Here is a 21,405-nt window from a genome sequence, read left to right as displayed (position 1 = left end):
TGTCATGCTGCCTTGCGCGCGCCGGCCCTGGCCGGGGCCTTCTTGGCGGCCCGCTTGCGCGGCGCCGCTTTCCTGGCGGATCTGGCGCCGGTCTTGCGGGCGCTCTTGGCGGCCTTCTTGCTGCCCCCCTTCAGGCTACGCTGCAGCAACTCAGTCAGGTCGATGACATTGTCGGCATAGGCCGGCGCCTCTTCCTGGGGTTCGATCACGGTCTTGGTCTTGCCGGCGCGGGCCTTCTTCTCGACCAGGTCCATCACCGTCTGGCGGAATTCGTCCTTGAAATCATCGGGGTCCCATTCACCGGACATATCTTGCACCAGCATCTTGGCCATCTTCAGCTCGCTGGCGCTGGGCGTCATGTTCTTGGCCCGCGACGAAGGCAGGTCCAGGCCCTGCATGGACTTGACGTCTTCGCCCCAGCGCATCAGGTTCAGTACCAGCGCGTCGCCCGATGGAATCAGCGCGGCCAGGTGCTGCTTGGTCTGGATCACGACCTTGGCGATGCCTATCTTGCCGGTCTGGGCCAGGGTATCGCGCAGCAGCGCATACACCTTGTGGCCGCGGTTGATCGGCTCGATGTAATAAGGCCGCTCGAGATACATGAACGAGACCTCGGCGGCATCCACGAACCGCTGGATCTCGATGGTCTGCGTCGTGCGGGGATAGGCGTCGGCGATTTCGTCCGCGGAAATAATGACGTATTCGCCGTCTTCATATTCCACGCCCTTGACGATGTTGTCGCGGTCGATTTCCTTGCCGGTACGCTTGTTGATGCGCTTGTAGCCCACCGGGTCCATGGTGCGCTTGTCCAGCCAGTCGAAATCCACGCCCGAATCCGAGGTGGCGGTATGCAGGCCCACCGGGATGTGAACCAGCCCGAACGAGATCGCCCCTTTCCAGATTGTCCTAGTCGCCATGATTCACCTCTGTCGGTACAGGCGGCCGGCAAAGCCGGTCCCGCCGGTTCAGCGGGGAAGCAATTAGCGTGCCTGCGCGCCTGGCGCGGTGATGCGCCGCAGATCCAGCATAGCGCTTGTTCTCAAATGCTGAACGTTTGTCGCAGTTCATGGACCGCTCTATAGTCCTTGCACGCCCAGGGCCCTTGAAGCCCGCGGCATCGATAACAAGGGTGGGACGACAAAATCATGGCGAATATTTCTGTATCCAGGCATGGGCTGACCACGCTGATCACCATTACCCGGCCGCAACGTCGAAATGCCATATGCCGCCAGACGGCATTGGACCTGCAAGCCGCATTCGAGGAATTCGATGCCGGCGAACAGCGTGTAGCCGTCATTACCGGCGAAGGCAACGATGCCTTCTCGTCGGGCGCCGATGTAGCCGATATTCCGGAAGTCTGGCGCTGCACTCCCGGCCTGGGCATCAAGACCGAAAAGCCCATCATCGCCGCAACCGCGGGCTGGGTCGTGGGCGGCGCCCTGGTGCTGGCCACGCATTGCGACCTGATCGTCTCCGCCGACAATGCCAAGTTCTCGTACCCGGAAGGCCGCCTTGGGCTGACGGGCGGCCTGATCGCGGGCCTGGCCGGCCGTGTGCCCCACAAGGCGGCCATGGACGTCATGTTGCTGGGCCGCCCCATGAGCGCGCAGCGCGCCTACGACGTCGGCATGATCAATGACGTCGTCCCCGTGGGCAAGCAGGTGGACACCGCCCTGGAACACGCCGCGCAATTGTGCGAATTCGCCCCGATGGTATTGCGCACGCTCAAGCGCTTCGTCAACGATCACATCCTGGTGAAGGGCCCGTCCGAAATCGCCGCCGAGACCATGCGGCAGACCAACGCGACGCGCAACAGCCAGGATCGCGAAGAAGGCGTTGCGGCCTTCCGGGAAAAACGCAAGCCGAATTTCACCGGGCGCTGACGCCGCACGGCGCTTGCACGCAAAACTTTCCAGCATCCTGCAGGGGCAGTTCTATGACCAGACCGTTCGACGGTGTGCGCGTCCTTGATTTCACGCATGTCGTATCCGGCCCATTCGGCAGCTATCAACTTGCGCTGCAAGGCGCCGATGTCATCAAGATCGAGCAGCGCGGCGGCGAAGAAATGCGTTTCGGCTCGCTTACCCCCGACTGGGGCAAGCAGGGATACTCGCCGGGATGGGCCGCGCTCAATGGCAACAAGCGCAGCCTTACGCTGGACCTGAAACAGCCGCGGGCGATTGAAATCGTCAAGCGCCTGGCGGCCACCGCCGATGTGGTGATGGAGAACTTCCGTCCGGGCGTCATGGACAAGCTGGGTATCGGCCATGCCACGCTCAGCGAGATCAACCCGGCCCTCATCTATTGCGCAGTCACGGGTTTCGGCCAGGAAGGGCCTGAAGCCCAGACCGCGTCATTCGACGGCATGATCCAGGCGATCTCGGGCATGATGTCCATGACGGGCGACCCCGCGACAGGGCCGGTGCGCACCGGGTTCGCGGCGGCCGACACCATTACCGGCATCACCGCCGCCTACGCCATATCCTGCGCCCTGTTCCAGCGCACCCGTACCGGGCGGGGCCAGTTCGTGGACGTGGCCATGCTGGACGCAAGCATGAGCCTCATGGCGCAGCAACTGACCGAATGCCTGATCGGCGGCCATATCCAGCGTCAATTCGGCAACCTGTCGGTCAGCCGCAAGCCCACGGCGAATATGTTCCCGACGCAGGACGGCAACATGATCCTGGCCGTCATCAACGAAAAGCAATATCGCCGCTTGATGACCACGCTGCGGCTCACCGATGTATTCGATGATCCGCGCTTCGAAACCTGGACCTTGCGCATTGCCAACGGCCAGGTACTGCGCGAGCGTATCGCGCAGGCAATGCGGGAGCGCTCGACCGACGAATGGGTCGAGCGTTTCAAGGCCGCCGACATTCCTTGCGGACGGGTGCTCAATGTCCGCGAAGCGCTGGATAACCCCCAGCTCAAGCACCGCGCCGTGATCCAGCATATCGATGGCCCGCTGGGCGCCATGAGCCTGATCGGCCCGGGTTTCAAGCTGGCCGATGGCACCGGCGCAGTCGTCCGGCCGCCCCCGTTGCCGGGGCAGCACGTTGACGAGCTGCTTCAAGAGATGGGATACACCCACGCGCAGATAGAACAATTGCGCAGCGACGACGTAGTCTGAACCACCAGGGGACAGCGATGGGAAAGAAAAAATGGGGCGCCTGGCTCGCGTGCCTGGGGCTGCTGTTGCACTGCGGCCCTGGCGTGGCCCAGGATGCCTGGCCCGCCAGGCCGGTACGCATGGTGGTCGCCTATCCGCCCGGCGGCAATAGCGATGCGGTCGCCCGGCTGGTTACCGAACGCCTGGCAAGCGAGTTGAAGGCCTCGATTTTTGTCGAGAACAAAGGCGGGGCGTCGGGCCTGATAGCCAATAAGTATGTGTCGAATGCGGCGCCCGACGGATACACGCTGTTGTTCGGCACCTCCAGCGCGTTCACCCTGCAGCCGCACCTGCGGGAATCGCCTGTCGTACTGGGCGACTTCACGGTATTGGGCGGCGTTGCCGATTATGTGCCGGTCATGGGTGTGCGCAACGGACTGCACATCAGCACCATGGAGCAGTTCCTTGCCTATGCCAAGGCGCACCCGGGCATGAGCTATGGATCTTCGGGCGTCGGTACGGCCAGCCACCTGGCGGGCGAGCAGCTCGCGCGCGCCAGCGGCGTACCCATGCTGCATGTACCCTACAAAGGGTCTGCCGATGCATTGACGGCATTGAACGCCGGCCAGATCGATTTCCTGGTGGACGGCACGGTCGCCCATGCCATCCAGGGCGGTCGAATCACGCCGATTGCCACCTTCTCGAGGCATCGCCACGCCGGACTGCCAGACCTTCCCACCGTGTATGAGGCAGGCCTGAATATGCGCCTGCCTTCCGGCCCGCTGTGGATCATGGCCGCCCCCAAAGGGCTGCCACGGGCCATGGCCGAGCGCATCTCGGCTGCCTTGCAAGCGGCACTGGACGATCCCGCGGTGCAAGCGCAGCTGGTGCGCGTAAGCGCCGCCGCCAGCTGGGCATCGCCCGACGAGCTGGCCAGCCAACTGGCGCAGGACGATGCCTTCTACGCCCAACTGACGCAAGAGCTGGGTATCTCGATGTAGCGTTCTACGCTATGCTGCCCGGACACTCGCCCACAGCCCGTGCGGCGCAAGCGTGGGCCCCAGGCTCCCGCGCCATGGCGCCCCCAGAGGATGACCACGACATGCACCCCAGATTGAAAGCCTTCGTCGACGCCGTGGACGACGCGGTCGATACCTGCCATGCCGAACCCGAAGTCCTGAGCGCGGTAAGCGCCGCCATGGCCCGGCTCGTCGCGGTCGACGACTGGCTGGACCCGGCCTGTGCCGTACCGCATCCCGATCACTACCAGCAATTCCTGCTGCACCTGGACCCGGCCGGACGATTCTCGGTCGTCAGCTTCGTCTGGGGCCCCGGCCAGCGCACACCGATTCACGACCATACCGTATGGGGCATCATCGGCATGTTGCGCGGCGCCGAGACCGGCACCCCATACAGCCTGCAAGACGGCGGCCTGGCCATCCCCCAGGGCCCCGCGCATGTGCTGCAGGCCGGCCAGGTCGATCAGGTGTCGCCCTCGGTCGGTGATGTGCACCGGGTGCAGAATGCCAGCGCTGACGAGGTGTCCATCAGCATCCATTGCTATGGCGCGGATATCGGCCAGGTCAAGCGCCACGTCTACTACGACGATGGCGCGCCGCCCAAGGCTTTCGTATCGGGCTATTCGACGCAAGGCACGCGCTGAGACCGTGCACCGCCGGCGCGGCGCACGGTTTTCCTGCTTCCTTTCCTACTTCTTCAGTTCGCCAAAGGCCTCCATCGCCCGCAGCGAGTACACATACGCCGCGCCGGCATTCAGCGCAATCGCGGTACCCAGCGCATCGCTCATCTCTGCCTCGGTCGCGCCCGCGGCCGCCGCGGCTGCGGCATGCGAAGAAATGCAGCCATCACAACGGGTCGTCACGGCCACCGCCATGGCGATCAATTCCCGGGTCTTGGCATCCAGCGCGCCGTTCGAGCCCTGAGCGGCGGCCAGGTCTCGATAGGCCTGCAGCATCTTGGGGTTGGTATCGCCCAGGCGATTCGAAGACCGCTTCAGCGTGCCCAGCAAGTCGGACCATTTCATGAACATGGACATCAGATCATTCTCCAGAAGCAAGGGGTTCAGGCCATGATGGAAAGGCCGCCGCTGACCTCGATGACTTCACCCGTCATGTAGGCGGCCAGCGACGAGGCCAGGAACATCACCGGGCCGGAGATGTCCGACGGACGCCCCACCCGATGCAAGGGAATACGCGTGATGCGCTCGGCATAGCGTTCATTGACATTGACGTTTCCGTAGAAAGGCGTGTCGATCAGGCCGGGGGCCACGGCATTGACGCGGATACCCTTGGCGCAGAAGTCCTTGGCCAGCGCCTTGGTCAACGTACTGACGCCGCCCTTGGCCGCGGCATACGCGCTTCCCGTCACCACGCCGCCATTGCGCGCCGCGGTCGAACTGAGGTTGATGATGCTGGCGTCCGATGATTTCTCCAGCAAGGGCAGGCAGGCCTGAATGACCAGGTAAACCGACGTCAGATTGAGTGCGACGGTCTGGTTCCATACATCGAGCGCCTGCGTGCTGAAATCGGCCTTGGCGCCCGACGCGCCGGCATTGTTTACCAACACGTCCAGCCGGCCGAATTTCTGCGCGATGTGCGTTGCCATCTGCTCGACGGCGGCCGTATCGGTCACATCTCCTTCGACCAGCAAATGAGGCACTCCGGCGGCCTCCAGATCCTTGAGCAGCGCAGCCGTGGCATCCGGCAAGCCGTGGTTGTGCGCCACCACCGTGGCACCCGCCGCCCCGAAATCGCGCGCCATCTGCCCGCCTATCCCGCCGCTTGCCCCGGTAATGAACACCACCTTGTCTTTGAAACTGATCATGCCTGGTCACTCCTTTGTGTGTATTTGCTGAAAATAAGGAACACGAACTGCAGATCGCACCGCGCTCCGTCAAAATGCGGCGTCATTCCATTTTGATGTCGGCGTCGCGGATCACCTTGTCCCATTTGGCGCGCTCGCTCGAGATGAACTGCCGTAGCTGCGCGGGATCCATCTGGCGAGTGGTGCTGCCCAGTTCCAGCAAGCGCGCATTGAACTGCGGATCGCCCGTAATGCCGTTGACCACCTCATTGAGCCGCGCGCCAATGGCTGGGTCGGTTCCGGTTGGCACGACCAACAGGTTCCAGGTCTCGGCGTCATAGCCCGGCACGCCGCTCTCGGCCACGGTCGGCAAGCCTGGCAGCGACGGCAGGCGTTCCTTGGTCGTGATCGCAATGCCGGCCAGCTTGTTTGCCTGCAGCAACGGAAAGACGCTGACCATGCCGACACTGGCAAAATCGATGCGTCCCGCCATCAGGTCGGGCAGCAGATCCGAATCGCCCTTGTAGGGAACCTGGGTGATCTCTATGCCAGCCATGCTGGCCAGGTAGGCGGCGGCCAGGTGACCCGGCGTGCCGCTGCCGGCAGTACCGTAGGTAAGCCTGCCAGGTTGCGCCCTGGCCAGTTCGAGAAGATCGCGCACGCTGCGTATCGGCGACCCTGCCCGCGTCACGAATGCCATGCTGGACGACCCCAGGAACGCGACAGGCCTCAGGTCGCGCTGCGGGTCGAATCCCAGCGTGCGGCCCAGCAAGGCGTGGATGACGGTCGGCCCAAGGCCCGACATGCCGATCAGATAACCGTCCGGCCTGGCATGCGTCACGTAGTTGACGCCTATGGCGCCCGCCGCGCCGGCGCGGTTCTCTACCACCAGCGGCTGGCCCAGCCGCTCACTCATGTACTTTGCGATCAGGCGGCCGTTGATATCGGTGGCGCCGCCGGCGGAGAAATTGATGACGAACTGAATAGGACGATCGGGATACGCGGCCGCCCCCGCCAGCAGCGGAACGACAGCGGCGGCGCACAGCACTCCCTTGACCGCGGCGATAGCCGCGCCGCGCAGTATGGTCTTCATGGAACGAGTCTCCGGGTATGGCTCTGATTCGTATCGGCGGACGGCTCAGGCGGCGCGCCGGCCCAGGTTCAGCAGCGCGTCCAACTGCGCGACGCTGCCCAGGGCCTCTGAAATTGCCGCCGCCGCGGCGGCGACCAGCGCAGCGCTGTCTTGCAGATGCTTCTTCCGTATCCGGTCGGCCGGCCCCGAAATGCCTACCGCGGCAATGGCGGCACCTTTCGCGCCCATGATGGGCGCGGCGATCCCCCAGACGTTGTCGCGCCATTCGCCGCGGTTCACGGCAAAACCCTGCGCCCGGGCTTTCTTCATTTCACGCAGGAACCGGGCTGGGTCCACGATGGTGTTGGGGGTATGCCCCTCAAGCCGGCCCGACATCTCGGCCAGCATCGACTCGCTTCGGTAGGCGAGCTGGGCCTTGCCCGTTGCCACGCAGTAGGCGGGCACGCGCCCCCCGATCTGGGTGTAGGCGCGTACGGGATTCATGCTTTCCACCTTGTGCACATACACCACCTGGTTGCGGTCCAGCACCGACAAGTGCACCGTCTCACCCGTTTCATCCTGCAGCGCGTTCATCTGCTGTTCGGCATGGCGCCGCAGGTCCAGCTTGCCCAGCACGGCCGTCCCCAGCTCCCAGAGCTTGATCGAGGCACTGTAAGTGCTGCTTTCCTCATCGCGCAGCACGTAGCGCATCTCGACCAGGGCCTGCATCAGACGATGCACGTTGCTCTTGGCGATGCCCAGTTCGGCGGCGATGTGGGTCAGTCTCAGCGGCCGGCTGCTGTGGGCCAGCAGTTCAAGCACCGCAATCCCCTTGACCAAGGTGTTATTCATGATTCACCTCAAGTAGCGTTGATCCATACCGCCTTGGTTTGCAGATATTCGTCCAGGTGCTCGACTCCGCCTTCACGGCCATAGCCACTCAGGCCGTAGCCGCCAAACGGCACCGCGGGATCCATCAGGTTGTAGCAATTGACCCAGACCGAGCCCGCGTGCAAAGAACGCGACAGGCGCTGGGCCTTGTTGATGTCGCGCGTCCAGACACCACTGCCCAGCCCGAAGGCCGTGGCGTTGGCGCGCTGCTCGACCTCGTCTATGGTGTCGAAAGGGATCGCGCACACGACCGGACCGAAGATCTCTTCGGTGGCGATCCGCATGCCGTCCTCGATGTCGCCAAACACCGTCGGCCGAACGAAGTAGCCGTTTGCCAGGTTCCCTTCCGTCATCCGCTCGCCACCCGAGATCGTGCGCGCGCCCTCGCGCCGGCCGATGTCGATGTAGTCGAGCACGCGCTCCAACTGGTCTTTCGACACCAGGGGCCCGATCTCGACGTCAGGATCCTGCCCGTTGCCCACGCGCAATTGCTGGCCGAACTGCGCCACGCGCTGCACGAATTCGTCATAGATCTTGCGCTCGACAAACAGGCGCGTTCCAGCACAACACACTTGCCCGGTGTTGCCGAACACGCCCATCGCGGCGCCGGGCACGGCCTTGTCCAGATCGGCGTCGGCGAACACGATATCCGGGGACTTCCCGCCCAGCTCCAGCGACACCCGCTTCAGGTTCCCCGCCGATGCCCGCACGATGCTCTGGCCAACCGCATGCGATCCGGTGAAAGCCACTTTGTTTACGTCGGGATGCCCGGCCAGCGCTGCGCCGGTGATTTCCCCGACTCCCGTGACAACGTTGACGACGCCCGGCGGCACGCCGGCCTGCGCCATCAGTTCGGCCAGCATCAGGCACGACAGCGAGGCCTGTTCGGCAGGCTTCAACACCATGGTGCAGCCCGTGGCCAGCACCGGGCCGATCTTCCATATCGCCGAGGTCATGGGCGCATTCCAGGGGATGATGCCCGCCACCACGCCTATCGGCTCGCGCATCGTATAGGTGAACACCTTTCCTGGCGCCGAATTGCCGATGGTATTGCCGTGGATCGCGGTCGCCATGCCGGCGTAGAAGCGCAGCCGTCCCAGCGCACGCTTGCGGCTGTTGGCACGCAGGCGCGACAAGGGCGCGCCCATGTCCATCGAGTCGAGCAGACACAGCGCATCGAAATGCTGGTCGACCAGGTCGGCCAGCTTCAGGATGATGGCCTGCCGTTCATACGGTGTCGTGTCGCGCCACGGCCCGTGCAGCGCGCGACGAGCCGCTGCCACCGCGCGATCGACATCGGCCGCGTTGCCATTGGCCACATGGGCGATGGTTTCACCGGTCGCGGGATTGATGCTTTCGAGTTGTTCGCCGGAACTGGACGCTACCCATTCGCCATCGATATACAACTGATTGGCCGCGGCGGACAGAATGCGCGCGGCAAGAGAACTCGTCGGGTCGTTGCTGTTCATGCCATTCATGCCTCAAGTCCGATAGTCAGGGGGTTGCGCCTCGATGAGGCGAAGGGCGGCGTTCCATGCCATCTCATAATGAGCAGGGATGTCTTGCGGATTGGTCTGCCTGGCGGCACGCTCGCATACCTCGTCGGCGGGAAAGTTCAGTGCTTCCATGCCTGCCGCCATGGCCTGGACCTGCGCCTGGCAGGCGCGTTCCAGCGTAAGCATGGTCAGGAAGGCCTCGGATGCGGTACGCCCGCCCGCCAGCAAGCCATGGTTGCGAAGAATCATGGCCCGATGGCTGCCCAGGTCGCGCACCAGGCGCTCGCGTTCGCCCAGTTCGAGCGCTACGCCTTCATAGCCGTGGTAGCCGATACGACGGTAGAACTTCATCGCGAACTGGCTGATCGGCAGCAGCCCGTGCTTCTGTGCCGACACGGCAATACCCGCGGCAGTATGGGTATGGATCACGAAATGCATATCCGGGCGCGCCGCATGAATGGCCGAATGGATGACAAAGCCTGCCCGGTTCACGCTATGGGCCTGATGGCTGCTGCCGCCCGCCACGTTGCCGTCCAGGTCCACCTCGACCAGGTCGCTGGCACGCATCTCGTCGAACAGCACGCCGTACCGGTTGATCAAGAACCGGTGTTCTGCACCGGGCAGGCGCGCGCTGATATGCGTGTAGATCAGGTCGGTCATGCGGAAGTGCGCGACCAGGCGATATAGCGCCGCCAGCTCGCAGCGCGTGCGCTGCGCCTGGTCGGATTGCGACGCTTGCGTGACATGCATCATGTCTCCTATCCATCTGAACGTGGACCGCGCGATCCGCTCGAATCGGCGTTGTCGCAAGCCGAAAGATAATCGTGTACCGAAACCGGGCACAACAGTTCCATATATGAGAACTGCCATGCACGCGACCAGGACAGGTGCCGTTCCCTTATGTGGAATCTTTGTGCCTGTTTTCGGAATGCCATATCTTCGCTGCAGCGACGGCAGAAGACCGTCTCAAACAAGCAAGATTCATTGTGGATGAGCCAACCGTGCGCCGCCACGCCCCATCAAGGAGACAACGATGCACCGCCGCTTGAGCAGACGCAGCTTTTCCCTATTCATGCTGTCGCTGGCCGCCACTGGCCCGGTGTTCGCCAGTTCAGGATGGCCGGACAAGCCTGTACGCGTGATCATTCCCTTTCCGGCCGGAGGCAGCAGCGACGGCGTCATGCGCATCGTCGGCGAGCGCCTGGCGGCACAACTGGGCGTACCGGTCGTCATCGAAAACAAGCCTGGCGCCAGCACGCAATTGGGAACGGAGTTTGTCGCGCGCTCGGCGGCGGACGGCCAGACGCTGCTGTTCGGCTCGTCGACTGCGTTCACGGTGCTTCCGCATCTGCGCAAAAGCCTGCGCTTCGATCCGCAACACGATTTCACCGCCATCGGCAGCATCGCTGAATACCTGGGCGTGGCGGCGGCCCGCAAGGAACTGGGCACGGCCAACTTCGCCGAATTCGTCGCCGCCGCCAAGCAGGCGCCCGGCAAGCTGACCTTCGGTTCGCCCGGCGTGGGTACGCTGGGGCATATCCAGGGCGAGATCATCAAGCGGGACGCCGGCATCGACATGCTGCACGTGCCATTCAAGGGATCTTCGGACGCCGCGACGGCACTGGCGGGCGGCCAGATCGATTTCCTGATCGATGCCGCCGTCGTGCCTTATGTGCAAGGCGGCCGCGTAGTGCCGTTATTCACCTTTGGCGACAAACGGCGCGCCGAGGTTCCCGACGTACCGCCCATTACCGAACTGGGCTTGGACGTGCAGCGCCCAACCGGGCCCACCTGGGGCCTTTTCAGTCCGCAAGGCACCTCCAAGGCCATCGTAGAGCGGTTGGCCGCCGCCCTGCGGCACGTCATGGCAGAGCCCGCCACGCAGCAGCAGCTTAGCGGCATCGGCGCCACGCCGCGCTGGATGGATGGCCACGAATTGATGGCCGCCTTTGCCAGCGACAGTGCCTTCTTCGGCAGGCTGCTGCCGGCCATCGGCATTACTCCGGAAGGATAGGCCCGGCTGAAAAAAGAACCGGATCGGGCCGCCACGTTGGATAAGTGCACGAATGCTATTCTTGGCCGGCACACACCGAAGCCGCCCAAGAGAACATTCCAGATGCTGGTACGCAACAAGATGGTTCCCGAGTTGTATGTCGCCCACCTCGATCGAAGCCTGGATTTCTGGGTGGGCTGCCTGGCATTCGCCGTGGCCTATCAACGGCCGCAGGAAAAATTCGTGTATTTGGACAAGGACGGCGTTCAGGTCATGCTGGCCGAACTTGGCGCAGTCCCCAGGCAATGGCTGACAGCCCCCATGGAACCGCCCTTTGGCCGAGGCATCAACCTGCAAATCGAAGTAGACGACGTCGCGCCTATGCTCGAAAGGCTTCGGCTCGCCGAGTACCCGCTGTTTCGCGATTGCCAGGACACCTGGTACCAATCTGGAACAGTAGAAAATGGCGTGCGGGAATTCCTGGTCCTGGACCCCGACGGCTATCTGGTGCGGTTGGGGCAGCCCTTGGGCGAACGGCCCTGCAAGATGCCCGCCTAGCGCAAACCCCAGCCCCGCCGATGCGGGGGCAGGCCATGCGGCGGGCCAACCCGGGCGAACGTGGCCGGCACCAGGGCAAGGCAACAAAAAACCCGCGGAACGAGTGTTCATGCGGGTTGGTCGGCGATGCGGGGAAACCTGAAATGCTTCCTTGGCGGAGACGGTGGGATTCGAACCCACGATGCAGTTTTTAGCCACATACTCCCTTAGCAGGGGAGCCCCTTCAGCCTCTCGGGCACGTCTCCGCAGAACTTGCGATTCTAGCATGATTTTCCCGGCCCGCGCCTGCGGGGGCCGGCCGGGAAAGCCAGGCCGGTCAGGCCTTGTCGCCGGGAACCTGGTCCAGTTCGAACGCCTTGTGCAGGGCGCGTACGGCCAGTTCCATGTATTTGTCGTCGATGATCACCGAGGTCTTGATTTCGCTGGTGCTGATCATCTGGATGTTGATGCCTTCCTGCGACAGGGTCTGGAACATCAGGCTGGCCACGCCCACGTGCGAGCGCATGCCGATGCCCACGATGGAGACCTTGGCGACCTTGTCGTCGGTGAGCAGTTCGCGGGCATGCACGGCCGGCACGACTTCGCGCTTGAGCAGTTCGATGGTGCGCTGGAATTCATTGCGATTGACGGTGAACGAGAAGTCGGTGGTGCCGGCCACGGACTGGTTCTGCACGATCATGTCGACATCGATGTTGGCGCCGGCCACCGGCCCCAGGATCGAAAAGGCGACGCCGGGCGTATCGGGCACGGCCAGCAGGGTGATCTTGGCTTCGTCGCGGCTGAAGGCGATGCCGGAGACAACGGCGGCTTCCATTTTTTCGTCTTCCTCAAAAGTAATCAGCGTACCCGAAGTCATTTCTTCTTCGAGCGGAATGAGCGGGTCGGTCATCGACGACAGCACGCGCGTGGGCACGCGGTACTTGCCGGCGAATTCCACCGAGCGGATCTGCAGCACCTTGGAACCCAGCGACGCCATTTCCAGCATTTCTTCGAACGACACGACCGACATGCGGCGCGCTTCGGGCACCACGCGCGGGTCGGTGGTGTAGACGCCGTCGACGTCGGTGTAGATCAGGCATTCGTGGGCACCCAGCGCGGCCGCCACGGCCACTGCCGAGGTGTCGGAACCCCCACGGCCCAGGGTGGTGACATGGCCTTCGGGGTCGATGCCCTGGAAGCCGGTAACGATGACCACCCGGCCGGCATCGAGGTCGGCGCGAATGCGGGCATCTTCAATGGACGTGATGCGTGCCTTCGAAAACGACGAATCGGTGCGCACCGGCACCTGCCAGCCCGCGTAGCTGCGGGCGGGCACGCCTTCGGCTTGCAGGGCGACAGCCAGCAGGCCACTGCTGGCCTGCTCGCCGGTGGCGGCGATCATGTCGAGTTCGCGCGGGTCGGGCTGGGGCGAGATTTCGCGGGCCAGGCCCAGCAGGCGGTTGGTCTCGCCGGCCATGGCCGACGGTACCACCACCACTTGGTGGCCGGCGGCGTGCCACTTTGCGACGCGGCGCGCCACATTGCGGATGCGCTCGACCGAGCCCATCGAAGTACCGCCATATTTATGAACGATCAGGGACATCTCGTACTCTGGCTGGAAACCCGCCCCTTTCGGGCAGGCAAAGCTCGGCATTTTAACGCGCGGTGAAATTTTGCGCAGGCGCCCGGCTTGGTCGCCCCCGATCCGCCTCTGGCAAGGGCAGGTGTCTGGCTCCCGTCAGGGTGCCTGACACCATACTATCGAGACAGTCTCGGCACACGATGGGGTCAGGCACCTGCGGAGCCTGACCCCTGGCGAGGCGCGCAGCGCTTCGGGGGGCTTACCTCTGCAATTCGATCCAGACCCGGCCGCGATGGCAGCGGACCAGGTGGCGGGCGTGCTCGACGCGCATCTGGCGGTCGTGCCCCAGGCTGTGCAGTTGCCGCAACTGGCGCAGCAGGTCGGCCAGGCGGGCTTCGGTGGGCATGCGCGCGCCGTGCAGGCGCAGCCAATGGCGCAGCACCTGCGCCTGGCGGGCCGGTGGCAGTTCACGCCACGGCGCCAGGGCGAAGCTGGCCTGGTCGGCCGAGGGTTGCAACGCGGCCAGGTCGGCTTGCGCCACGGCTTCGACGATGCCCGCCGCGTCGGCCATGTGGCGGGCATGGTCGGCCAGCCGTGCCTGCCAACCGGGCCAGCGCGCATCCAATACCGGCGCCAGCAGCTCGCGCACGGCGGCGCGCGTGTAGCGGGGATCGGCATTCGAGGGGTCTTGCACGGGGTGCCAGCCGTGCTGCGTGGCATAGGCCTGGGCGGCGCGCAGGATCTGGGCGCGGTCCTGGGCCAGCCAGGGGCGCAGGTAAAGAATGCCGTCGCGCGGCATGCTGGGCGCCATGGCGGCCATGCCCTCGAGCCCGGTGCCGCGCAACAGACGCAGCAGCACAGTCTCGGCCTGGTCGCGCTGGTGATGGGCCAGCAGGATGTGGCCCACCCCGTGCTGCCGCGCCAGCGCCGCCAGCTCGGCATAGCGGGCCTCGCGCGCGGCGGCCTCGATGCCCAGGCCGCTGGTGGCTGCCACCCGTGCCCGCGCAGTATGCACGGACACTTGCAGGATGCGGCCCAGCGCCAGGACATGGTCGGCCCAGTGGTCGGCGGCGGGCTGCAAGCCGTGGTGCACGTGGAAAATCAGCAGGTCGATACCCAGCTTGCGCGCCACCGGCGCGGCATGGGCGGCCAGCATGGCCGAATCGGCACCGCCGCTGGCGGCCACGGCCAGGCGCGGCGCGGCGGCGGCCAGGGGCTGCAGGGCGGCGTCCAGGGCGGCCGTCAGCGCCGCCGACGCAAACCCGCCGCCTGCTGGCGCATCGGCCGGCGGGGTGCAAGGCGAAGGCGGCTGGGCGGGATTCATGGGTGGAAACGCGGTCGGCCAGGCGCCGGGCAAGCCGGGCGGGTGCGCCCGGCTGCCACGTCAGGCGCGGACTTCCTGGAATTTGCCGTAGGACAGCAGGCGCTGCATGCGCTGCTCGACCAGTTGGTCGGGGCTCATGCCGCGGAACTGGCGCAGCGCATCGCCCAGGGCGCGGCGCAACAGGCGGGCCATGACGCGCGGATCGCGGTGCGCGCCGCCCACGGGCTCGTTGACCACGCGATCGATCAGGCCCAGGTCTTTCAGGCGCGGCGCGGTGATGGCCAGGGCTTCGGCGGCGTCAGCGGCCTTGTCGGCGCTGCGCCACAGGATGGATGCGCAGCCTTCGGGCGAGATGACCGAATAAGTGGCGTATTGCAGCATCAAGACGGCATTGCCCACGGCGATGGCCAGTGCCCCGCCCGAGCCGCCTTCGCCGATGATGGTGGCGATGATGGGCACCTTCAGTTCGGCCATGGCGTAAAGGTTGTGGCCGATGGCTTCGGACTGGCCGCGCTCTTCGGCGCCCACGCCGGGATAGGCGCCCGGGGTGTCGACGAACGTGAATACCGGCAGGTTGAATTTCTCGGCCAGGCGCATCAGGCGCAGGGCCTTGCGGTAGCCCTCGGGGCGCGGCATGCCGAAGTTGCGCGCGGCACGCTCTTTGGTGTCGCGGCCTTTCTGGTGGCCGATGACCATGCACGAGGCGCCGTTGAAGCGCGCCAGGCCGCCCACGATGGACTGGTCGTCGGCGTACATGCGGTCGCCGTGCAGCTCGTGGAAGTCGGTGAACATCTCGCGCACGTAGTCCAGCGTATAGGGCCGTTGCGGATGGCGTGCCACCAGGGCCGTTTGCCAGGATGTGAGCTTGCCGTAGATTTCCTTGGCCAGCGTCTGGCTTTTCTGCTGCAAGCGGCCGATCTCGTCGGAAATGTCTACCGCAGAGTCGGCCTGTACATAGCGCAACTGCTCGATCTTGTTTTCAAGTTCGGACAGCGGTTGTTCGAATTCAAGGAAGGTATTGCGCATGAAGTATGGTTCCGTTATTGGGCGCCTGGTGTATCAGTTTGGAACCGACTTGGGTTCCAGGCTGCGCCACAAGTACCAGGTTGCCACGGTACGCCAGGGCTGCCATGCCGACGAGACCTCGCGGGCCTCGAAGCGCGAGACAGGCTCTCCGCTGAAGTAGTGTAGCGAGATTGCCTTGAGCAACCCCAGATCGTCCAGCGGCAGGACGTCCGGCCGCTGCAGATTGAAGATCAGGAACATCTCGGCTGTCCAGCGGCCGATGCCGCGGATGCCGACCAGTTCCGAGACCACGCTTTCGTCGTCCATGACCGTCCATTTTTCGGGGCGCACGCGACGTTCGCCGAAATGGACGGCCAGGTCTTGCAGGTATTCGCACTTGCGTTGCGACAAACCCGCCTGGCGCAGCGCTTCGGTCTGCACCCCCAGCACGCCGGCCGGCGTGGGCCGCTTGCCGACGGTATCCAGCAAGCGCTGCCACAGGGCGTCGCCCGCCTTGTTCGAGATCTGCTGGCCGACGATGGCACGCGCCAGTGTGACGAAAGGCGTGCCGCGCGAGGTAAGCCAGACCTCGGCATGCTGCGGGATGAGTTTTTTCAGGATGCGGTCGCGCCGCATCAGGTGGGCAACGGCTTCTTCCCAATAATGCGGCTTGGCTACGGCAATGTCGGCGGACATGGTGGCTGGATTCCTCAGGCGCGACGCCATTGCGTTTGACCGCCCGGCTTGTCGTCGAGCTCGATGCCGGCCTCGCGCAACTGGGCGCGGATGCGGTCGGCTTCGGCGTAGTTGCGCGCCAGCTTGGCGGCGGTACGCGCGGTGACCAGGGCATCGACCTGGGCGGCGTCCAGTGTGGCCGACGGCGCGGCCGCCTGGGCCAGCCCCGCGGCCGAGTAGCGGGTGGCGCACTGGAAATAGCATGCCGGGTCTTGCTGCAGCAGCCCCAGCAGCGTGGCCAGGGCCTTGAGCTGGCCGGCGCTGCGCGCGCTGCGCGTGCGATTGGCGTCGGAGGCCAGTTCGAACAGGGCGGCCACGGCCCCCGAGGTGTTGAAATCGTCGTCCATGGCCGCCTTGAAGGCCTGTGCCTGGGGTTCGTTCCAGTCGATGCCTGCGCTGTCGGGAGCGACGTTCAGCAAGGCCTGGTACAGGCGGTCAAGGGCGTTCTGGGCATCGGCCAGGTTGTCGGGCGCGTAATTCTGCGGGCTGCGGTAGTGGTTGCGCACGATGAAGAAGCGCAGCATCTCGGCTTCGCGCGGATTGGCGGTGTATTCCGCCTGGGCCTGGTCGGCCGGCGCTTCGCCCAGGGCGATGGTCTGGCGGATGGTGCGGAAATTGCCCAGCGACTTCGACATCTTGTCGGCGTCGACCATCAGCGGGCCGCAATGCATCCAGATATTGGCCAGCACACCACCGAAGGCGCCTTCGGTCTGGGCGATTTCATTTTCGTGGTGCGGGAATTTCAGGTCGGGGCCGCCGCCATGGATATCGAGCGGCAGGCCCAGCAAGGCGTGGCTCATGGCCGAGCATTCGATGTGCCAGCCGGGCCGGCCCAGGCCATAGGGCGATTGCCACTTGGTGTCTTCGGGTTCGTCGGCCTTGGCGGCCTTCCACAGCACGAAATCGAGCGGGTCGCGCTTGGCCGAGCCCACCGCCACGCGTTCGCCGGCACGCAGGTCATCGAGCGCCTTGCCCGACAGCTTGCCGTAGCCGGCAAAGCCGCGCACCGCGTAGTTGACGTCGCCGTCGTCGGCCTGGTAGGCCAGGCCGTTCTGCTCGAGGCGGCCGATGATGTCGAGCATGTCGCCCACGTACTGCGTGGCGCGCGGTTCGCGATCGGGCGGCTGCACGCCCAGCGCGCGTTCGTCGGCATGCATGGCCGCGATATAGTATTCAGTGACCTCGCCGATGCGGCGGCCGGTCTCGACGGCGCGCCGGATGATCTTGTCGTCGATGTCGGTAATATTGCGCACGTAATCGACCGCCAGGCCGCTGGCCCGCAGCCAGCGCTGCACCACGTCGAAGGCCACCAGCATGCGGGCATGGCCCAGGTGGCAGTAGTCGTAGACGGTCATGCCGCACACGTACATGCGCACCTGGCCGGGCCGGGCCGGCTTGAAAGGTTCCTTGGTACGCGACAGCGTGTTGTAGATGTGCAGCATGACGCTTGGGCTGGCCTCGAGATAGTGCGGTGTAAATCCCGCGGGGCGGTCCGCGCCGCAGCAATGCGGCTTCGGCGGCACGGCGGGATGCGGCAATAGGGCCGCAACCAGGCCGCGCTTCGGCCGCTTCGACCCCCCGCTGCTTCGTTCGGCGAACCACGAACGCAACCGGGGCTAAAATGGCGGTCGTCAAGTATAGCAAGCGCCTCGTCGCGCGCCGAGCGCGACTGGCCTATTTTTAACGGATGCCCACGTGACCATCAACCGCCTTTTCCGCAATACCCTTCTGGTATTGGCGCTGGCCGCCCTGCCCGGCGGCGCGGCGCTGGGCCAGGCCATGGGCGGCGGCGGCAGCATGCCGGACAACGGCAACGCCGCGCTCACCAAGCTCGACCCGCCCCCGCCCGAAGGCGGCTGGAAGGCCCTGGCCAACCTGCTCGAAGCCCTGAAGCCCGGCGTGGACACCCGCCTGGACCCCACGCCGTCACAAATCACCAGCCACATCGAGCGCCAGCTGAACAACGGCCAGAACCAGGAAGCCCTGGATCTCATCGAGAAACGCCTGGCCGAAATCCAGGGCCAGCGCGGCACCGACGTCCAACTGATGTTCCAGCATGCGCGCGCCCTGGCCGCGCTGGGCCGCACCGACGAAGCCATCGCCATCTATACCGACATGACGACGAGCTTTCCCGAACTGCCCGAACCCTGGAATAATCTGGCCGCGCTCTACGCCAAGCAAGGTGACCTGGACCAGGCGCACGAGGCCTTGCAGATGGCGCTACGCGCCAACCCCGATTACCTCGCGGCACGCGCCAACATGGGCGATATCCAGTTGATGATGGCGCTGCGCAATTACCGCGACGCCGCGGACCAAGGCGTGCCCGGCATGCAGGGCAAGGCACGTGAGATCGAAAACCTGCTGAAGGAAAGCCAACAACGATGATTTCGCGCTACTCTCCGCTTCATCTGCTGCGCCTGATGGCGTGCACCTTCGCGCTGGCCACGATAGTGCCGGCAACTGCCGGCGCGCAGCCGGCTGCCTCATCCACCCCCTCTACCTCAGAAGGCACAAAACCCATGAGCAATACTCCTCGCGTCAAACTTCAAACCAACCAGGGCGACATCGTCATCACCCTGGATGCGGAGAAAGCGCCCAAGACCGTGGAAAACTTCCTCAGCTACGTCAAGAGCGGTTTCTATGACGGCACCATCTTCCACCGCATCATCGATAGTTTCATGATCCAGGGCGGCGGCTTCGAGCCCGGCCTGAAGCAGAAGCCCACCCAGGCTCCCATCGAGAACGAAGCCAACAACGGCCTGAAGAACGACAAGTACACGCTGGCCATGGCCCGCACCAGCGACCCGAATTCGGCTACCGCGCAGTTCTTCATCAACGTGTCCGACAACGACTTCCTGAACTTCACTGCTCCCACGCCGAACGGCTGGGGCTATGCGGTGTTTGGCAAGGTCACCGACGGCACCGACGTGGTCGACAAGATCAAGAACGCGAAAACCGGCAACAGCGGCTTTCACCAGAACGTCCCCGTCGAAGACGTGATCATCGAGAAGGCCGAAATCCTTGAGTAAGGTAGTACTGCAGGGCCCGGTCTGGCTGGCCTCCGACGTGCACCTGGGGCCGGCCACGCCGGCCACCGCCGAGGCATTCCTGGGCTTTCTGGATGCGGCGGCCGACGAGGCCGCCGCTGTGCTGCTGCCGGGCGACATCTTCGATGCCTGGATCGGCGATGACGCCATCCTGGCCGCCCCGCCCTGGCTGGCTGCGGTGCTGCAGGGGCTCAGGCACGCCGCAGCGCGCATCCCGCTATGGCTGGGCCGCGGCAATCGCGACTTCCTGATGGGCACTGCCCTGGCTGACGCGTTGGGTGCCCGGCTGCTGCCGGAACCCGCGCTGCTGGAAACCGACTATGGCCGCGTGCTGCTGACCCACGGCGACGAATACTGTACCGACGACGACGCTTACCAGCAATTTCGCGCCATGGTGCGTAATCCGCAATGGCAGGCGCAGTTCCTGGCCCAGGGCATTCCCGAACGCCTGGCCATGGCCCAGCAGGCACGCGGCGAAAGCCAGGCGGCCAACCAGATGAAGGCTGCCGAGATCATGGACGTGAATACGCAGGCCGTCGAAGACGCCTTCCGCACGGCCGACGTGGAAACCATCGTGCACGGCCACACCCATCGTCCCGGCCGCCACGTGCTGGATATCGATGGGCGCCGCTGTGAACGCTGGGTACTGCCCGACTGGGATTGCGACCACGCCAATCCGCCGCGAGGCGGATGGCTGGTGATCGACCGCGATGGGTTGGTTTTCTACGACCTGGATGCAGCCTGAACCTGCTACAGCCAGGTGTCAGGCTCCGCAGGTGCCTGACACCAAGGTGTGCAGCGACCGTCTCAATAGAACGGTGTCAGGCACCTGCGGAGCCTGACACCTGGCAATGTCCTGCAAAGTGCCCATTTTCGCAAGGTGCCTGACAACCCTGCCGGGTGTCAGGCACCTTTTTATTTGGTCGTCAGCCAGATGGCCACGACGATGCCCAGCGCGATGCGGTACCAGGCGAAGCTGCGATAGGTGTGGTTGGCCACGAAGCGCAATACCGCCCGCACCACGACCATCGCGCTGAAGAAGGCCGCCACGAAGCCCACCCCGATGGCCGACAGGTCGTGCTGGGTAAGCAGGCCGATGTTGCGGTACAAGTCGTACACGGCGGCGCCCAGCATGGTGGGCATGGCCAGGAAGAACGAGAACTCGGTTGCCGTCTTGCGCTGGATACCGGCGATCATGCCGCCGATGATGGTGGCCCCGGAGCGGGACGTGCCCGGGATCATGGCCACGCATTGCGCGGCGCCAACCCCCAGGGCCTGTTTCCAGCTGATCTGTTCCAGTGTGTAAGCCGAGGCGCGCTCGTCGGAAGCCGTGTCGTCCGCCGCGCCGGGGGCATCGCCCGGCGTGTGGTGGGTCTTGCGCTCGACCCACAACATGATCAGCCCACCCAGCACCAGCGTCACCGCCACCACGCCGGGGTGGTAGAACACTTCTTTGATGGTCTTGATGAAGATGGCGCCCACCACCGCCGCGGGCAGGAAGGCCAGCAGCAGGTTGCGGGTGAACGCCACTTCGGCCGGCACGCCCGTCAGGGTGCCGCGGATCAATTGCCACAGCCGGGCGCGGAAGATCCACATGACCGCCAGGATCGAGCCGAACTGGATCACCACTTCGAACACTTTGCCTGAACTGGATGAGAAGTTGATCCAGTCGCCGATCAGGATCAGGTGCCCGGTGCTGGACACCGGAATGAACTCGGTCAGCCCCTCGACGATGCCCAGGAAAAAAGCCTTGATCAGGTATAGCGTGCTGTCGGTCACGGTGCGTGGCGG

22 protein-coding genes and 1 tRNA gene are annotated in these 21,405 nt (G+C 64.8%); 9 read left to right on the top strand and 14 right to left on the bottom strand.

The features are described from left to right. Nucleotides 1–2: 2 nt before the first annotated feature. Nucleotides 3–917: a Ku protein gene (locus KW845_RS26485; protein WP_218372384.1), complete on the bottom strand. Its 915-nt coding sequence runs from the start codon at nucleotides 915–917 to the stop codon at nucleotides 3–5. 228 nt (nucleotides 918–1,145) lie between these two features. Here KW845_RS26485 and KW845_RS26480 point away from each other — a divergent pair, with 228 nt between their 5' ends. The 4 genes from KW845_RS26480 (at nucleotide 1,146) to KW845_RS26465 (ending at nucleotide 4,772) form a co-directional block, all read left to right on the top strand. After that, nucleotides 1,146–1,883: an enoyl-CoA hydratase/isomerase family protein gene (locus KW845_RS26480; RefSeq protein WP_218372383.1), complete on the top strand. Its 738-nt coding sequence runs from the start codon at nucleotides 1,146–1,148 to the stop codon at nucleotides 1,881–1,883. Between the two features lie 53 nt (nucleotides 1,884–1,936). Further along, complete coding sequence (locus KW845_RS26475) at nucleotides 1,937–3,130, top strand: CaiB/BaiF CoA-transferase family protein (RefSeq protein ID WP_218372382.1); 1,194 nt, start codon at nucleotides 1,937–1,939, stop codon at nucleotides 3,128–3,130. 17 nt (nucleotides 3,131–3,147) lie between these two features. Next, nucleotides 3,148–4,110: a tripartite tricarboxylate transporter substrate binding protein gene (locus KW845_RS26470; RefSeq protein ID WP_218372381.1), complete on the top strand. Its 963-nt coding sequence runs from the start codon at nucleotides 3,148–3,150 to the stop codon at nucleotides 4,108–4,110. A gap of 101 nt (nucleotides 4,111–4,211) precedes the next feature. Next, complete coding sequence (locus KW845_RS26465) at nucleotides 4,212–4,772, top strand: cysteine dioxygenase (RefSeq protein ID WP_218372380.1); 561 nt, start codon at nucleotides 4,212–4,214, stop codon at nucleotides 4,770–4,772. A gap of 45 nt (nucleotides 4,773–4,817) precedes the next feature. On the opposite strand, the gene KW845_RS26460 is transcribed toward KW845_RS26465, so the two are convergent. The 6 genes from KW845_RS26460 to KW845_RS26435 all read right to left on the bottom strand — a co-directional run bounded on the left by KW845_RS26460 (nucleotide 4,818) and on the right by KW845_RS26435 (nucleotide 10,141). Continuing rightward, a complete protein-coding gene (locus KW845_RS26460) occupies nucleotides 4,818–5,159 on the bottom strand; it encodes a carboxymuconolactone decarboxylase family protein (protein ID WP_218372558.1) in 342 nt (113 codons plus the stop codon). A gap of 32 nt (nucleotides 5,160–5,191) precedes the next feature. Next, nucleotides 5,192–5,953 (bottom strand): SDR family NAD(P)-dependent oxidoreductase, encoded by a 762-nt coding sequence (locus KW845_RS26455; protein ID WP_218372379.1) that lies wholly within the window; start codon nucleotides 5,951–5,953, stop codon nucleotides 5,192–5,194. An 82-nt stretch (nucleotides 5,954–6,035) separates the two neighbouring features. Further along, on the bottom strand, nucleotides 6,036–7,025 hold the full coding sequence (locus tag KW845_RS26450) for a tripartite tricarboxylate transporter substrate binding protein (protein ID WP_218372378.1): 990 nt from the start codon (nucleotides 7,023–7,025) through the stop codon (nucleotides 6,036–6,038). A gap of 45 nt (nucleotides 7,026–7,070) precedes the next feature. After that, entirely contained in the window at nucleotides 7,071–7,856 is a 786-nt protein-coding gene (locus KW845_RS26445) for an IclR family transcriptional regulator (protein WP_218372377.1), read from the bottom strand. Between the two features lie 8 nt (nucleotides 7,857–7,864). After that, nucleotides 7,865–9,364, bottom strand: a complete 1,500-nt coding sequence (locus KW845_RS26440; RefSeq protein ID WP_218372376.1) for an aldehyde dehydrogenase family protein — start codon at nucleotides 9,362–9,364, stop codon at nucleotides 7,865–7,867. Nucleotides 9,365–9,376: 12 nt separating this feature from the next. Further along, a complete protein-coding gene (locus tag KW845_RS26435; RefSeq protein ID WP_218372557.1) occupies nucleotides 9,377–10,141 on the bottom strand; it encodes a class II aldolase/adducin family protein in 765 nt (254 codons plus the stop codon). Between the two features lie 283 nt (nucleotides 10,142–10,424). On the opposite strand from KW845_RS26435, the gene KW845_RS26430 reads away from it, so the two are divergent. Further along, entirely contained in the window at nucleotides 10,425–11,405 is a 981-nt protein-coding gene (locus KW845_RS26430; RefSeq protein ID WP_218372375.1) for a tripartite tricarboxylate transporter substrate binding protein, read from the top strand. Between the two features lie 102 nt (nucleotides 11,406–11,507). After that, the gene (locus tag KW845_RS26425; protein ID WP_218372374.1) at nucleotides 11,508–11,942 is read left to right on the top strand and encodes a VOC family protein; all 435 of its coding nucleotides are present in this window, start codon (nucleotides 11,508–11,510) and stop codon (nucleotides 11,940–11,942) included. A gap of 152 nt (nucleotides 11,943–12,094) precedes the next feature. Here the strand turns inward: KW845_RS26425 and KW845_RS26420 are convergent. The 6 genes from KW845_RS26420 to cysS form a co-directional block, all read right to left on the bottom strand. Then, nucleotides 12,095–12,187: transfer RNA gene (locus KW845_RS26420), tRNA-Ser, on the bottom strand. Between the two features lie 71 nt (nucleotides 12,188–12,258). Continuing rightward, a complete protein-coding gene (locus tag KW845_RS26415; protein ID WP_218372373.1) occupies nucleotides 12,259–13,524 on the bottom strand; it encodes an aspartate kinase in 1,266 nt (421 codons plus the stop codon). 238 nt (nucleotides 13,525–13,762) lie between these two features. Continuing rightward, entirely contained in the window at nucleotides 13,763–14,827 is a 1,065-nt protein-coding gene (gene tilS / locus KW845_RS26410; RefSeq protein ID WP_218372372.1) for a tRNA lysidine(34) synthetase TilS, read from the bottom strand. Between the two features lie 60 nt (nucleotides 14,828–14,887). Beyond that, nucleotides 14,888–15,853, bottom strand: a complete 966-nt coding sequence (locus KW845_RS26405; protein ID WP_218372371.1) for an acetyl-CoA carboxylase carboxyltransferase subunit alpha — start codon at nucleotides 15,851–15,853, stop codon at nucleotides 14,888–14,890. A gap of 33 nt (nucleotides 15,854–15,886) precedes the next feature. After that, the gene (locus KW845_RS26400; RefSeq protein WP_218372370.1) at nucleotides 15,887–16,528 is read right to left on the bottom strand and encodes a DNA-3-methyladenine glycosylase; all 642 of its coding nucleotides are present in this window, start codon (nucleotides 16,526–16,528) and stop codon (nucleotides 15,887–15,889) included. A 14-nt stretch (nucleotides 16,529–16,542) separates the two neighbouring features. Next, complete coding sequence (gene cysS / locus KW845_RS26395; protein WP_218372369.1) at nucleotides 16,543–18,009, bottom strand: cysteine--tRNA ligase; 1,467 nt, start codon at nucleotides 18,007–18,009, stop codon at nucleotides 16,543–16,545. 253 nt (nucleotides 18,010–18,262) lie between these two features. Here cysS and KW845_RS26390 point away from each other — a divergent pair, with 253 nt between their 5' ends. The 3 genes from KW845_RS26390 to KW845_RS26380 all read left to right on the top strand — a co-directional run bounded on the left by KW845_RS26390 (nucleotide 18,263) and on the right by KW845_RS26380 (nucleotide 20,359). Continuing rightward, complete coding sequence (locus KW845_RS26390) at nucleotides 18,263–18,952, top strand: tetratricopeptide repeat protein (RefSeq protein WP_370628297.1); 690 nt, start codon at nucleotides 18,263–18,265, stop codon at nucleotides 18,950–18,952. A 134-nt stretch (nucleotides 18,953–19,086) separates the two neighbouring features. Continuing rightward, nucleotides 19,087–19,596, top strand: a complete 510-nt coding sequence (locus KW845_RS26385; protein ID WP_218372368.1) for a peptidylprolyl isomerase — start codon at nucleotides 19,087–19,089, stop codon at nucleotides 19,594–19,596. Further along, nucleotides 19,589–20,359, top strand: coding sequence for a UDP-2,3-diacylglucosamine diphosphatase (locus KW845_RS26380; protein WP_218372367.1), 771 nt, complete (start codon nucleotides 19,589–19,591; stop codon nucleotides 20,357–20,359). Before KW845_RS26385 ends, KW845_RS26380 begins: the two co-directional genes overlap by 8 nt. 170 nt (nucleotides 20,360–20,529) lie before the next feature. Here the strand turns inward: KW845_RS26380 and KW845_RS26375 are convergent, their stop codons facing one another. Further along, nucleotides 20,530–21,393, bottom strand: coding sequence for an undecaprenyl-diphosphate phosphatase (locus tag KW845_RS26375; protein WP_218372366.1), 864 nt, complete (start codon nucleotides 21,391–21,393; stop codon nucleotides 20,530–20,532). Nucleotides 21,394–21,405 lie beyond the last annotated feature (12 nt).

Source organism: Bordetella sp. BOR01 (genome assembly GCF_019218885.1).
Classification (GTDB): Bacteria; Pseudomonadota; Gammaproteobacteria; order Burkholderiales; family Burkholderiaceae_B; genus Bordetella_A.
The sequence above is the reverse complement of the archived record's forward strand: the minus strand, read 5'-3'. Positions and strand labels throughout refer to the sequence as shown.